General features: G+C 63.2%; 15 protein-coding genes. 5 read left to right on the top strand and 10 right to left on the bottom strand.

Translation table 11 applies throughout. From position 1 onward, the window contains the following. Positions 1-9: 9 nt before the first annotated feature. Positions 10-783 (bottom strand): class II glutamine amidotransferase, encoded by a 774-nt coding sequence (locus REH59_RS06810; RefSeq protein ID WP_003254671.1) that lies wholly within the window; start codon positions 781-783, stop codon positions 10-12. 14 nt (positions 784-797) lie between these two features. Further along, positions 798-1,295, bottom strand: coding sequence for a hypothetical protein (locus REH59_RS06805; protein ID WP_003254673.1), 498 nt, complete (start codon positions 1,293-1,295; stop codon positions 798-800). A 179-nt stretch (positions 1,296-1,474) separates the two neighbouring features. On the opposite strand from REH59_RS06805, the gene REH59_RS06800 reads away from it, so the two are divergent. Beyond that, positions 1,475-3,517, top strand: coding sequence for a S9 family peptidase (locus tag REH59_RS06800; protein ID WP_014860691.1), 2,043 nt, complete (start codon positions 1,475-1,477; stop codon positions 3,515-3,517). 243 nt (positions 3,518-3,760) lie between these two features. On the opposite strand, the gene REH59_RS06795 is transcribed toward REH59_RS06800, so the two are convergent. After that, positions 3,761-4,039: a hypothetical protein gene (locus REH59_RS06795; RefSeq protein WP_003254675.1), complete on the bottom strand. Its 279-nt coding sequence runs from the start codon at positions 4,037-4,039 to the stop codon at positions 3,761-3,763. Positions 4,040-4,171: 132 nt separating this feature from the next. Here REH59_RS06795 and REH59_RS06790 point away from each other — a divergent pair, with 132 nt between their 5' ends. Both REH59_RS06790 and REH59_RS06785 read left to right on the top strand, forming a co-directional pair. Then, the gene (locus REH59_RS06790; RefSeq protein ID WP_003254676.1) at positions 4,172-4,543 is read left to right on the top strand and encodes a YajD family HNH nuclease; all 372 of its coding nucleotides are present in this window, start codon (positions 4,172-4,174) and stop codon (positions 4,541-4,543) included. Between the two features lie 71 nt (positions 4,544-4,614). Beyond that, entirely contained in the window at positions 4,615-5,085 is a 471-nt protein-coding gene (locus REH59_RS06785) for an RNA methyltransferase (RefSeq protein ID WP_003254677.1), read from the top strand. Positions 5,086-5,149: 64 nt separating this feature from the next. Here REH59_RS06785 and REH59_RS06780 read toward each other — a convergent pair whose 3' ends face one another. From REH59_RS06780 to REH59_RS06770, 3 genes are all read right to left on the bottom strand, one after another. Further along, positions 5,150-5,299, bottom strand: a complete 150-nt coding sequence (locus REH59_RS06780) for a hypothetical protein (RefSeq protein WP_240459590.1) — start codon at positions 5,297-5,299, stop codon at positions 5,150-5,152. 71 nt (positions 5,300-5,370) lie between these two features. After that, positions 5,371-6,579 carry a hypothetical protein gene (locus tag REH59_RS06775; protein ID WP_003254679.1) on the bottom strand — a complete coding sequence of 403 codons (1,209 nt, stop codon included), beginning with the start codon at positions 6,577-6,579 and terminating at the stop codon, positions 5,371-5,373. A 41-nt stretch (positions 6,580-6,620) separates the two neighbouring features. After that, entirely contained in the window at positions 6,621-7,070 is a 450-nt protein-coding gene (locus tag REH59_RS06770) for a YcgN family cysteine cluster protein (protein ID WP_003254680.1), read from the bottom strand. Positions 7,071-7,215: 145 nt separating this feature from the next. Here REH59_RS06770 and REH59_RS06765 point away from each other — a divergent pair, with 145 nt between their 5' ends. After that, the gene (locus tag REH59_RS06765) at positions 7,216-7,809 is read left to right on the top strand and encodes a nitroreductase family protein (protein WP_003254681.1); all 594 of its coding nucleotides are present in this window, start codon (positions 7,216-7,218) and stop codon (positions 7,807-7,809) included. Positions 7,810-7,921: 112 nt separating this feature from the next. Here the strand turns inward: REH59_RS06765 and REH59_RS06760 are convergent, their stop codons facing one another. From REH59_RS06760 to REH59_RS06745, 4 genes are all read right to left on the bottom strand, one after another. Further along, positions 7,922-8,854, bottom strand: coding sequence for a D-2-hydroxyacid dehydrogenase (locus REH59_RS06760; protein WP_004575888.1), 933 nt, complete (start codon positions 8,852-8,854; stop codon positions 7,922-7,924). A 2-nt stretch (positions 8,855-8,856) separates the two neighbouring features. Beyond that, the gene (locus REH59_RS06755; RefSeq protein WP_003254683.1) at positions 8,857-9,150 is read right to left on the bottom strand and encodes a YcgL domain-containing protein; all 294 of its coding nucleotides are present in this window, start codon (positions 9,148-9,150) and stop codon (positions 8,857-8,859) included. Beyond that, on the bottom strand, positions 9,147-10,280 hold the full coding sequence (rnd, locus tag REH59_RS06750; RefSeq protein ID WP_004575887.1) for a ribonuclease D: 1,134 nt from the start codon (positions 10,278-10,280) through the stop codon (positions 9,147-9,149). The genes REH59_RS06755 and rnd overlap by 4 nt, the downstream gene beginning before the upstream one ends. Before the next feature lie 189 nt (positions 10,281-10,469). Further along, positions 10,470-12,107 carry a phosphoethanolamine transferase gene (locus REH59_RS06745; RefSeq protein WP_014860693.1) on the bottom strand — a complete coding sequence of 546 codons (1,638 nt, stop codon included), beginning with the start codon at positions 12,105-12,107 and terminating at the stop codon, positions 10,470-10,472. 252 nt (positions 12,108-12,359) lie between these two features. Between REH59_RS06745 and REH59_RS06740 the strand changes: the two genes are divergently transcribed. Next, a complete protein-coding gene (locus REH59_RS06740) occupies positions 12,360-12,596 on the top strand; it encodes a YdcH family protein (RefSeq protein ID WP_003254689.1) in 237 nt (78 codons plus the stop codon). Positions 12,597-12,683 lie beyond the last annotated feature (87 nt).

Raw genomic sequence — 12,683 nt, 5'->3', positions numbered from 1 at the left:
GCAGCGTCCTTAGCTCTGGCCGTGCGCCACGCACTCGCCGTGCCGCCACAGGGCCCACTGACCCGGCGCGTAGCGGTGCCAGGTCTCGTTCTCGGTCAGGGCCTCGGTGGCAATCACCGTGACCACGTCGTTGGGGGTGGTTTCGGTATGAAAATCGACGATCAGGTCGACATCCTTCAACCGTGCGGCACCAAATGGCGCACGGCGGGTAATGTGCACCAGCTTGGTCGAGCAAAAGCAGAACAACCAGTCGCCGTCGCTGAGCATGCAGTTGAACACGCCCTGACCACGGTAGCCGGCACAGGCTTCGACCAACACTGGCAGCAGCTGCTCCACCGGCACCGGTTCGGGGAAAGCGCTGCGGATGCGGTTGAGCAGGTCGCAGAAGGCCGCTTCGCTGTCGGTGTCGCCCACTGGCCGGTAGAAACTGGCCAGGCCCTTGAAGTCACCCAGCTGGCCGTTGTGCGCGAAGCACCAGTTGCGGCCCCACATTTCCCGTACGAACGGGTGGGTGTTGGACAGGCACACCCTGCCGACGTTGGCCTGACGGATATGACCGATCACCACTTCACTTTTGATCGGGTAGCGCTGCACGAGGTTGGCCACTTCCGACTCGCTGCTCGCGGCCGGGTCCTGGAACAGGCGCAGGCCGCGGCCTTCGTAAAAGCCTATCCCCCAGCCGTCACGGTGCGGGCCGGTACGCCCGCCCCGCTGCATCAGGCCGGTGAAGCTGAAAACAATGTCGGTAGGGACGTTGGCACTCATGCCCAGCAGTTCGCACATAGGCGTGTCTCCGTTTACAGACGAGGCTCGACCCGGCCTGCGCCACGCGTAGCGGCTGGCGGCAAGTCGTCACGGTAACGGTCGCTGCGCTCGGCAGCCAGCGGCGCCTGGGTGCCGAGCTGGTCATCCTCGGCCCGCTGACGCCTGGCGGCGGCTTCGGCCTGCTCACGGCGTGCGTGCGCGCGCTTTTCCAGCGGCCAGCGCAGCAGCACGAAGAGGAAGTACAGGCCGAAGGCGATCATGCCATACATGGCGAAGTCGGACACAGCGCGCCAGGCGTTGTTACCGACCTTGAAAGCGACATCCAGCGCAGTGATGGCGATTGCAGGGGCGAAGCTGTCCTTGACCGGGTCGACGATGGTCGGGGTCAGCAGCAGCACCGCCAGCACCACCCGTAGCGGTTCGCGCAGCCAGCGCCACATCCAGCCGGTGAGCTTGAAGCCCACCAGCAGGCACCCTAAGGCGGCTACTGCGTACAAGCCCCAGGCGAAGGTGTAGTCGTTCTCGGTCATGGTGTTCGTGCAAGCCAGGCAAAGAGATGCCTATGATAAACACTTTTCCGGGCGCAGACAGTGTTTGCCTGTGCCGGCCTCTTCGCGGGTAAACCCGCTCCGACCTCGGTGCGATCCCTGTAGGAGCGGGTTTACCCGCGAAGAGGCCGGCACAGGCAACCCCAATCAAGAGATCTTCAATGCCAGCCAAGCCCCAACCCCCGATTGCCCAAGCCGACCAGGCCACCGACCCGTATGCCTGGTTGCAACAGCGCGATACCCCCGAGGTACTCGCTTACCTGCACGCTGAAAACGCCTACCAGGAAGCCTGCCTGGCCGACCAGGCACCGTTGCGTGAGCAACTGTTCGAAGAGATCAAAGGCCGCATCCTGGAGACCGACCTCTCGTTGCCGGCGCCCTGGGGCCCCTACCTGTACTACACCCGCACCACCGCCGGCGACGAATACCCGCGTCACTACCGCTGCCCACGCCCGACCGACGACTCGAACACCGTCGATGAAAGCCAGGAGCAACTGCTGCTCGACCCCAACGTCCTGGCCAACGGCGGTTTCCTCTCCCTCGGCGCGTTCAACATCAGCCCCGACCACCGTCTGCTGGCCTACAGCCTCGACACCAGCGGCGACGAAATCTATACCCTGTACGTCAAAGACCTGGCCAGTGGCCGTGTCACTGCCCTGCCCTTCGACAACTGCGACGGTAGCCTGACCTGGGCCAACGACAGCCAGACGCTATTCTTCGCTGAGCTGGACGACACCCACCGCCCATGGCGCCTGCGTCGCCACACCTTGGGCACCGACGCCGCGCACACCGTGTTCGAAGAGCCAGACGGGCGTTTCTTCCTGCACTGCTACCGCACCAGCTCCGAGCGCCAGCTGGTGCTGCTGCTGAACAGCAAGACCACCAGCGAGGCCTGGGTGCTGGACGCCGAAACCCCGCAGGCGCCGTTCACCTGCCTGGCGCCGCGCGTCGAAGGCCACGAATACTTCCCCGACCACGGCCAACTCGACGGCCAGTGGCGCTGGTTCATCCGCACCAACCAGGATGGCATCAACTTCGCCCTGTACCACGCGCCAGTCGCACCAGTGCCAAGCCGCGAACAGTGGCAGGTGCTGGTGGCGCACCGCGACGCGGTCATGCTCGAAGGCCTCAGCCTGAACGCCGGTGCCCTCACCCTGAGCCTGCGCGAAGGCGGCCTGCCGATCATCGAAGTACGCCCACAGGGCCTGCCGGCCTACCGCGTCGAACTGCCAGACGCCGCCTACAGCCTGTACGTGCAGGACAGCCTGGAATTTGCCAGCACTCGCATACGCTTGCGCTACGAAGCACTCAACCGCCCGGCCCAGGTGCGCCAGCTGGCGTTGTCCACGGGCGCCCAGGTGGTGCTCAAGCAAACCCCGGTGCTCGGTGCATTCGATGCCGATGACTATGTCAGTGAGCGCCTGTGGGCAACCGCAGCGGACGGCACCCAGGTGCCGATCAGCCTGGTACGCCGCCGCCAGGACCTGGGCAAGACCGTGCCACTGTACCTGTACGGCTATGGTGCCTATGGCGAAAGCCTCGACCCCTGGTTCTCACATGCGCGCCTGAGCCTGCTGGAGCGCGGCGTGGCCTTTGCCATCGCCCATGTGCGAGGTGGTGGTGAACTGGGGGAAGCCTGGTACCGTGCCGGCAAGCAGGAGTACAAGCACAACACGTTCAGCGACTTCATCGCCTGCGCCGAGCACCTGATCAGCCAGGGCGTGACGGCCGCCGAGCGCCTGGCCATCAGTGGTGGCAGCGCTGGCGGCCTGCTGATCGGCGCGGTGCTCAACCTGCGCCCTGAGCTGTTCCGCTGCGCCATTGCCGAAGTGCCCTTCGTCGACGTGCTCAACACCATGCTCGACCCGGAGCTGCCGCTGACCGTGACCGAGTACGATGAATGGGGCAACCCTGAGGAGCCGGAGGTGTATGAACGGATCAAGGCTTATGCGCCGTACGAGAACCTGAAAGCGCAGGCCTACCCGGCGATGCTGGTGGTGGCGGGCTACAACGACAGCCGCGTGCAGTATTGGGAGGCGGCCAAATGGGTGGCGAAGTTGCGCACACTCAAGACCGACAGCAACCTGCTGCTGCTCAAGACCGAGATGGGGGCTGGGCATGGCGGGATGAGCGGGCGGTACCAAGGGTTGAAGGATGTGGCCCTGGAGTATGCGTTCGTGTTTGGCGAGCTGGGTATCCTTTGAGAGAGCGGGGGGCGCGTTGCGCCCCTTTCGCGACACAAGGCCGCTCCCACAGGACAGTGGACTGCACCCCAGATGTTGGACATCTGTCCATCTTCTGAGGTGCAGTCCACAGCGCGGAATCCAGTCCAACCTGTGGGAGCAACTGTCTTGCTCAATTTCCAAAAGCTGGCGCGATCCGTGTGGGAGCGGCCTTGTGTCGCGATGGGCTGCAAAGCAGCCCCAGACGCCCTCAGCTCCCGCCCGTCAATCATCCTCCACAACCGGCTTTGGCGGGTCCTGTCGCAACCCGGGCAATGGCTGATCCTTCGGCGGGCCGGGCACTGGCATCGGCGGCAACAAGGGCGCCCCCGGCTGGCTGTCATAAGCCTTGGGCGGCGTACTCGGGGTAATCTGCGGGTATGGCGTAGGCGTCGGCGTACCGGGCGCGCCGGGTACTGGCGGCGTGAGCCTGGGTGGCGTACTGGCAGCTTCTGCCAAGGGCAGGCCAGCCATCAACAGCGCGGCGAGGATCGCGTGAAACATCAGCAACCTCCTGTCGGGAACCTTTCTACAGGCTACGCCTAATTCAACGCTTTCGCCTGTCCGCCTGACCTGCAAGCGCGCTAGACTCAATGGCATAACCGTCACTTGCCTGATCAGAACAAAGGAAACACCATGAGCTCCACCTCTTCTGCCGCCGCCACCGCGCGCCTCGACCGCATCCTGGCCGATGCCAAGCGCGACAAGGAAATGGGCTACCGCGACAAGGCCCTGAGAATGTACCCGCACGTGTGCGGCCGCTGCGCCCGCGAGTTCGCCGGCAAGCGCCTGAGCGAGCTGACCGTGCATCACCGTGACCACAACCACGACAACAATCCTCAGGACGGCTCCAACTGGGAGCTGCTGTGCCTGTACTGCCACGACAACGAGCACTCGCGCTACACCGACCAGCAGTACTTCAGCGAAGGCTCCACCAGCACCCCGAGCATTGCCAAGGCTACGCACAACCCGTTTGCCGGGCTGGCGGGCATGCTGAAGAAAGACTGACCATCGATTCGCCCCCCGCTGCTACCGGGCAGCCCGTATAATCGCGCTTTTTTCGCGAAGGGCCCCGGTACGTGGCAAACAAACGATACAGCTGCATCGGCCTGTTCAACCCCAAATCGGCAGAAAACGTCGGCTCTGTGATGCGCGCAGCGGGCTGCTATGGCGTCAATTCGGTGTTCTACACAGGCAAACGCTATGAACGCGCACGTGACTTCGTCACTGACACCAAGCGCGTGCACTACGACATCCCGCTGATCGGCATCGACGACCTGCAGCGCATTATCCCGCTGGGCTGCACGCCAGTGGCGGTAGAACTGGTGGAGGGTGCGCGGCCATTGCCGGATTACACCCATCCGGACCGGGCCATTTACATCTTCGGGCCAGAGGATGGCTCGTTGAGCGAAGAGGTGCGGGGATGGTGTGAAGAGACTATCTACATCCCGACCGAGGGCTGCATGAACCTGGCGGCAACGGTGAATGTGGTGCTGTACGACCGCTTGGCCAAGGGGCTGAATACCCGCTCGGGGCCCAAGTTCAAATAAAAAGGCCGCCACTGCGGCGGCAGGACAGACCTGCCAACACAGGGCGACCGAGTGCTGAGCTCCGTCAGAACAGCACCGAAACCGGGCCGAACATTGCCTCGACAAACCATGGGTTGTCGCGATCAACGCTGCCGACGATGGTTGGCTGCACGCTCCCCAACCTCGGTTTCGCCCCGTGAACAATGCTGAGTTTCTGCTCGACGGTGTATTCCAGGTACGACTTGATACGCTTGAAATGCGACTTGCAGACGATGCCGTCCTGCCGATTGTCAGGCGCAGGGATGCCTAGTGCAGCACCTTGCTCTGCAGCACATCGGAACGCCGCCCCAGCACGTTCTCGCTGATCTGCACAAAGTCTTCGGTACTGACGCTGGGCAGGCGCATCAGCCCCCGCACCACATCGTCCAACGAACGTTTGGCCTGGGTGTGAATGCGGATTTCCTTGTCCAGCGCCTGCAACAGCATCACGCCGCGGGCCACCTGGGCCGGGCTTGCGCGTTCACCCTTGAGCCGGTTGACCTTGGCGCCCTGCTTGCTCAGACGCGCCTGCCAGACCTGGTAACGGTCATCACTCATCCCGCCCGAGCGGCGTAGCAACTCGTTGGCGTAATAATCGGTCAGGCTCTCTACCAGCCAGTCACTGCCGTCACGCCCGTGAATCTGCGCGAACAGTTGCACCAATTCGCGCAGCAACGGGCTATTGCCGTTTTCGCTGACCATGGGCCGGGCACTGTTCAGGTACAACGAGCCCTGCGCAGCCATAGCCCCTCGCCACATGCCGTCACGCGCCCCGACCAACAGCAGCTTGGGCGGGTTACGCGGGAACACAGCTTGTAGTTGTGGCCAGACGAATGTGAGCAAGGTCAGGCTGTCCATGCGCCGCATACCCTGCCCCACCGGCGCGGCCACGGTCACTTCGGTCTCGCCCAGGCGAGCGCGGCGGCTGCCCAGGTCGCCGGCAAGCATCCAGCCGGTCGGGCGATCGAACAGGCGCGACACGTTGTCGATGCGAAACTTCCCCTTGCCGATACGCGGCCAGGACGTTTCGATGCTCTTCCAGCCCTCGGGCAGGTCGAAAGCCAGGCGCGCCACCAGCTCGGTACCATCCTGCTGGTCGAGGCGCGCAGGGGGTATCAGCTGGTCGCCGAGGAACAGCGCCCAGTGCGGGGTGATGCGTGATGAATAGGCGCCGCTGGCCAGCTTCTGGTCCAGCTGCACACGGTAGCTGAGGCTGGTCTTGCCGGCCGCTGGCTGCCAGATACCACGCTGCCCCTTCAGCTGCCATTGCCCATCGGCCTGGAAGCCGCTGTAGGCCCCAGCCTTGCCCAAGTCGAAGTCCAGGCTGCGCACGGCGCTGCCTTCGGCCAATGTCACGCGGACCTCGGCCTGGCCGCTGGCAGGCAGCAAGCGCACCTGGTAGTGGAGGTCGACCTTCTTCGCCCAGGCCGGCGAACTGGCCATCAGGCCCAACAGCAACAACAGCTGGCAACGCATACAGAAACTCCTTGTTTCCCCGAGGCAGCGGGCCGCGCCGGTCAGCTGGCGCGAAAGATCAGGTGGTCTTCCCAGTCGTCTTCGTGCACATCGTGTTCACTGAGCATACGCCCCGACTGGGAAATGCGCTGTTCATGAACCTGTTGCCGGTCGCCACAGACCAGGTGATGCCAAGCCGGCAAGTCCTTGCCCTCACTGACCAGACGGTAACCGCAGGTACTCGGCAGCCACTTGAACTGGTCGGCCTTGCCCGGGGTCAGCTGGATGCAGTCTGGCACGTGGGCGAAGCGGTTGGGGTAGTCGCTGCACTGGCACGTATCCAGGTCCAGCAATTTGCAGGCGATGCGCGTGTAATAGACGCTGTTGTCGTCTTCGTCCTCGAGCTTTTGCAGGCAGCACAGGCCGCAGCCATCGCACAGCGACTCCCACTCTTGCTGGCTGAGCTCTTCGAGGGTCTTGCGCCGCCAGAACGGCGCGTTTTCAGCGATCATCACACAGGGTTCCTGCCTTCATCTTGGGGGCCACGGCGCGCGGCGGCGCCAGTCTAGAGCCTGGCCTTCGGCAAAGCCAGACCGCTTGTCAGTCGCGACGGCACGCAGTAGCGTGCGCTTTTCCCGTCCGTTTGCAGGAGCCGCCATGAGCGCCAACCCCCGCATTGCCGATTACGCCATCAACGAGCAGTTCATCAACCGCTGGTCGCCACGCGCCTTCACCGCCGAGCCGATCAGCGAAGAAACCCTGCTGAGCTTCCTCGAGGCCGCCCGCTGGGCACCGTCGGCCTATAATTCGCAGCCTTGGCGCTTCCTTTATGCCCGCCGCGACACGCCGAACTGGGAGCGTTACCTGAGCCTGCTGGTGCCATTCAATCGCAGCTGGGCGCAACAAGCGTCGGCGCTGGTGCTGGTCATTTCGAAGACTACCTTCGCGGCCCCGGGCGCTACGGAAGAAAAACCGGCCCTGTGGCACACCTTCGACACGGGCTCTGCCTGGGGGCACCTGGCCCTGCAGGCCAGCATCAGCGGCTGGCATACCCATGGCATGGCCGGCTTCGATCAGGACCTGGCACGTCAGGAACTGAAGATTCCCGAAGGTTACGCACTGCATGCCATGGTGGCGATCGGCAAGCTGGGGGACAAGGCCAGCCTGGATGAAGCCCTGCAGGCGCGTGAAGTGCCAAGCCCGCGCAAGCCGCTGAGCGAGCTGGCTGCTGAAGGCGATTTCAGCCTGTAAGGTTTGTGTTGGCCGTGCTGGCCTCTTCGCGGGCAAGCCCGCTCCTACGGGGATATCACCACCCTGTGCTGGAGGGGTTTACCCGCGAAGAGGCCGGTACAGGCCACAGCAATCAGTAGCCCCGGGCGAAATCGACTTCGCCACGCAACCCCTGCCCCGCCGCATACGCTCGCACATTCTCCGCAAACAAGCGCACCATCGCCGCCGGCGAGGTGGGCGCCGAGCTGTGCCCGGTCAGCAGCAAGCCCCAGGCGGTCCAGAACGGGTGTTGCTTGGGCAGCGGCTCCTGGCGGCACACATCGATCACCGCACCGGCCAGATGGCCCTCCTTCAACGCCTCGACCAGGTCGGCATCAACCACCGCCACACCACGTCCGGCATTGATGAACAAGGCCGAGGGCTGGAAGCACTTGAACAGCGCTGCGTCATACAGGTCATGAGTCGCCGGGGTATCCGGCAGCAGGTTCAGCACGTAGTCGACCTGGCCAACCAAGCGCGGCAGGTCGGCCAGCGCCGCCACCTCGACGAACGGCGCCTGCTCACGGGCGCTGCTGGCAACGCCGTACAGCGCCACACCAAACGGCTGCAGGAACTCGGCCACACGCTGACCAATGTCGCCTACACCCACAATGAGGACCTTGCGCCCTTCCAGGCTGCGCCCCGGGCGGTCATCCCACCGCCGCTCGACCTGGCTGACCAGGCGCGACAGCACCTCACGCTCATGGCCTAGCATATAGGTGAGCATGTACTCGGCCATCACCTGCCCGAAGATGCCTACTGCGCGGCTCAGGCGGTAATCACGCGGCAGGCCGTCGGCCAGCAACGGCGTGATACCCGCCCATGTCGACTGTATCCAGCCAGGCTTGTGGCCTTGGCGCAGCAGACTGGCCAGCAAGTCCGGCTGGCCCAGCCACACCGGGCACTGCGGTGCCTGGCGGGCCAGTTCGGCAGAGTCGCCGCTGGTCAACACTTCCACTTCTGGCGCGGCGGCGCGCAAAAGCCCGGCGTATCGAGCATGGTCATGCTCAGCGATCAGTACACGCATGGTCAGACGGGGTCGTTTCGGCGCAGCAGCTCTTCGGGCAGGTGCTCGATGTACTCATCTTCCAGCGGCGGCATCTGCAGGTGGTAGCCTTGGCTTTCGAGGTTCTCCAGCACCTTGGTGATGTCCTCGCGGGCCAGCTTGCGCTCAGGGCTGAGCACCAGGTCAAAAGCGTGCACGGGGGTGCCGAAGAACGGCAGCAGGCCTTCAGGCACGCGCTCCAGGCCGTCAGCCTTGAGTACGTACAGGTACATTTCGTTCTTGCGTGGGCTCTTGTAGATCGAGCAAATACGTTTCATCGGGTTTCTCCGGCACCTGCCAGGTTGTCCAGCAGGGCCTGGCCCATGCGCTCACGGCGCCAGCCGCGCAGCGAATCGGGCAGTTGATAAGGGCCATTGGGGTATCCGCTCTTGAGCAGCGCCTCCAGGGCTTTCTTGCGCAGCATCAACTCGGGCGCAATCCCCAGGCGCTCGCCTTCGGCCTGGCCGATGGCACGCAGCTGCTTGAGAAGGCCCGCAGCCTCGATCGGCAGCGGCTCGGGCAAGGGCGCCGGCCATTGCTCGGCAGGCAGGCTGGCGGCGCGCTTGATCAGCTGGATGAGGCACTCGCCGTCCTGACGAATGGTGCGTGGGTGCATCTCGTCGATCTTGGCCAGGGCCGACAGGTTGTTCGGCTGGCTTTTGGCCATGGGCCAGAGCGAGTGCTCCTTGAGGATACGATTACGCGGCACATCGCGGTTGCGCGCTTCGCGCTCGCGCCAGGCGCACAGCTCACGTAGCACTGCCAGTTGTTGAGGCGCCAGCTTCCAGGCCAGCTTGACGTCGCGGTACAGGCTTTCAGGCTCGACTTCACGGCGCAACGCAGCCACCAACTCGGCGCCGTCTTCCAGCACCCAGGCATACTTGTCGTCACTCAGCCGCGGGCGCAGCACGGTGAACAGCTCGGCCAGGTGCACGGCATCTTCGGCAGCGTAGCTGACCTGGGTTTCCGAGAGCGGGCGTTGCAGCCAGTCGGAGCGGGTTTCGCCTTTGGGCAATTCGATGCCCAGCACTTCCTGCACCAGCCGCGAATAGCCCATGGAGAAGCCCAGGTTCAGGTAACCGGCGGCCAGCTGAGTGTCGAACAGCGGCTGAGGCAGCTTGCCGGTCAGGCGCAGCAGCACTTCAAGGTCTTCGCTGCAGGCGTGCAGCACCTTGACCACACCGCTGTCTTCCAGCAGGTCGGCCAAGGGTTGCCAGTTGCCGATCAGCAGCGGGTCGATCAGAAAGGCGCGTTGGCCGTCGCCGATCTGAATCAGCCCGGCTTTCGGGTAGAAGGTGTCGACCCGCATGAATTCGGTGTCGACGGCGACGAAGGGCAGCAGGTGCCAGTCGCGGCAGTGTTCGGCCAGGCTCTGGTCGTCACGGATCCAGTGAATTTCGATGGCCACAAGGCTCTCCCACTAACATTGGCGCGCAGTATATACGGCGCGGGCACTGCGGGTGAAACTGTCCCGCTTTTCGGGGGCAGTCCACCCTGTGGGAGCGGGCGCACCCGCGAATGAAGGCAACACGGTGTATGGCCCGGGCTTGCCCGCTCCCACAGGGATCGCCCAAGCTTGCATGAAACGCGACTGGCTTCAGCGCTTGGCCGCCAGCCAGGGCCGGCAACTGGCGAACATGTCCAGCGACTGTTGGTAGAGCTCGGTATGCACCTGCAACAGGCCAAGCATCGAGTGGAACAGGTTGTCCTGGGACAGCGGGGCATCGCTGAGCCGTGCCAGGCAGTCGGTATCGACGCCGAAGTCCTCCTTGTAGCTGTCGGAGAACCAGGTCAGCAGCGGCACGTGCTTCTGCGGCTCGGGAGCGATGGCGTAGGGCGTGCCGTGCAGGAACAGGTTGTACTCGCCCAGCGACTCGCCGTGGTCGGACAGGTAGATCATCGCCGTGTCGACCTTGTCTTGCTTGCTGCGCAGGGTATCGATCAGCGAGGCCAGCACCTTGTCGGTATAGGCCAGGGTGTTGTCGTATCCGTTGATGATTTGCTCCTTGCTGCACTGGTTCAACGCGTTGCTCTGGCACACCGGTGTGAAGCGCTCGCCATCACTGGGGTAGCGCTTGAAGTACTCGGGGCCGTGGCTGCCCATCTGGTGCAGCACCAGCACGGTGTCCTTGTCGAGGTTGTCGATCAACGCGTCCAGGCCTTGCAGCAGGATCTGGTCATGGCATTCGCCATCGGCGCACAGCTGCGTGTCCTTGAGGTTGCTGACGTCGATGAACTGCACGCGATCGCAGGTGCCTTTGCAGCCCGACTGGTTGTCACGCCACTGCACGGCCAGACCGGCACGCTGCAGGATGTCCAACAGCCCTTCACGGTTCTTCGCTACGCGGGCATCGTAGTCCCTGCGCTTCATGCCCGAGAACATGCAAGGCACCGAAACCGCCGTTTCCGTACCACACGAGTGCACGTCGGAAAACGCCAGCAGGCCCTGCTCCTTGGCAAGATTGGGCGTGGTATCGCGGTCATAGCCCAGCACGCCGAAATGGTCTGCCCGGGCACTTTCCCCGACCACCAGCACGGTCAGCGACTTGCGCTCATGTTTTTGCCAGGCCGCATCACGCTTGGCATCTTCGCCATAATGCTGGAACGGGCGCGAGGCCGTACCGACACGCTCGCCGACATAACCAATGGAGGCCCCGACGATATTGCTGGGGGTGAGCATCAGGCGCAATTCATGGTGATTGCGGAACAGCGACGACAGCCCTTGATAATTGACCAACGCGACCGAGCCAATGGTCACCACACAGGCACCACTGACCACCAACTTGCCCAGCAACTCGCGGTGCCAGGGGCGGTAGGCGATCTGCGCCTTCCACAGCAGCACCGATGGCAGCACGCCCAGCAGCAGGATATACGCGACAAACTTGAACGACATCAAGTCGCGCACTTCCGCAACATTGGTCTCGGCCATATTGCGGAACATCGCGGCGTCAATAAGTACGCCGTACTGGTTCATGAAGTAAGCCACGCCCGCGCCACTGATGAACAACACAATAAGTACCGGCTTCAATACATACCGGAAGGCAAGTAACGTGAGTATGAGATTGAAGGCGAACAGCATCAGCACAGCAAACGCCAGACTCAGCCACAACCCCGACAGGCCGGCAGGAACCGCCGCTTGCAGATGCTCCCAGAGGAACATGTTGAAGCCGATCAGCAGGTAAAGACTGGCCAGCAGCGTGACCCATTCAGTCCGCAGGGATTTGAAGTTGAGCATTAGCGTTCGCAATCAAGAGTGATTATCACCCCCAGGCCAGATGGCACTGTGGGAAAGTTGGGCGAACTCTAGAAAGCACGTCATCAATTTTTTGTGAAAAAGTCGGTAACAATTTCGTGAGGGTGCGTCTTTTACCAATTATCTCAAAACCATTCAGCTGCCATTCAGCCTGAACCGCCGTCACAAGCCTGCGCAAAGACAGCTATCCTCAATGGTCAGGACCTTACCGACAACCCTGACAGAGGTGAAGAAATGCCAGTTCCGCACGATCTGCTCGCTGACCTGCACGTTACCGCTGATGCATTCCAGGCACTCATAGAGAAGGATCAGGACCTGCACAAACTGCACAAGGAGTACAACGCCAAGGACAAGGAGGTGGTAGCCGCCGAAGGCAACGGCACCAACGACGAGGCCGTCAACCGCCTGCGCAAGGAAAGGTTGCTGATCAAGGACAAGATCGAACGGATCATTCATCCGCCCAAATCCTGACAGGCATTTATTGAATCCACCGGCCTCTTCGCGGGCAAGCCCGCTCCTACACCGATGTGCAGACCGTCGTAGGAGCGGGTTCACCCG

Source organism: Pseudomonas sp. BO3-4, assembly GCF_034044115.1.
GTDB lineage: Bacteria > Pseudomonadota > Gammaproteobacteria > Pseudomonadales > Pseudomonadaceae > Aquipseudomonas > Aquipseudomonas alloputida.
This window is presented reverse-complemented; position numbering and strand designations above follow the sequence as displayed.

Bases quoted from the DNA above. Each gene is read 5' to 3' on its own strand.
- REH59_RS06810 (WP_003254671.1), bottom strand. From the start codon at position 783: ATGTGCGAACTGCTGGGCATGAGTGCCAACGTCCCTACCGACATTGTT.
- REH59_RS06790 (WP_003254676.1), top strand. From the start codon at position 4,172: ATGAGCTCCACCTCTTCTGCCGCCGCCACCGCGCGCCTCGACCGCATC.
- REH59_RS06800 (WP_014860691.1), top strand. From the start codon at position 1,475: ATGCCAGCCAAGCCCCAACCCCCGATTGCCCAAGCCGACCAGGCCACC.
- REH59_RS06755 (WP_003254683.1), bottom strand. From the start codon at position 9,150: ATGAAACGTATTTGCTCGATCTACAAGAGCCCACGCAAGAACGAAATG.
- REH59_RS06745 (WP_014860693.1), bottom strand. From the start codon at position 12,107: ATGCTCAACTTCAAATCCCTGCGGACTGAATGGGTCACGCTGCTGGCC.
- REH59_RS06770 (WP_003254680.1), bottom strand. From the start codon at position 7,070: ATGATCGCTGAAAACGCGCCGTTCTGGCGGCGCAAGACCCTCGAAGAG.
- REH59_RS06775 (WP_003254679.1), bottom strand. From the start codon at position 6,579: ATGCGTTGCCAGCTGTTGTTGCTGTTGGGCCTGATGGCCAGTTCGCCG.
- REH59_RS06795 (WP_003254675.1), bottom strand. From the start codon at position 4,039: ATGTTTCACGCGATCCTCGCCGCGCTGTTGATGGCTGGCCTGCCCTTG.
- REH59_RS06760 (WP_004575888.1), bottom strand. From the start codon at position 8,854: ATGCGTGTACTGATCGCTGAGCATGACCATGCTCGATACGCCGGGCTT.
- REH59_RS06765 (WP_003254681.1), top strand. From the start codon at position 7,216: ATGAGCGCCAACCCCCGCATTGCCGATTACGCCATCAACGAGCAGTTC.
- REH59_RS06740 (WP_003254689.1), top strand. From the start codon at position 12,360: ATGCCAGTTCCGCACGATCTGCTCGCTGACCTGCACGTTACCGCTGAT.
- REH59_RS06805 (WP_003254673.1), bottom strand. From the start codon at position 1,295: ATGACCGAGAACGACTACACCTTCGCCTGGGGCTTGTACGCAGTAGCC.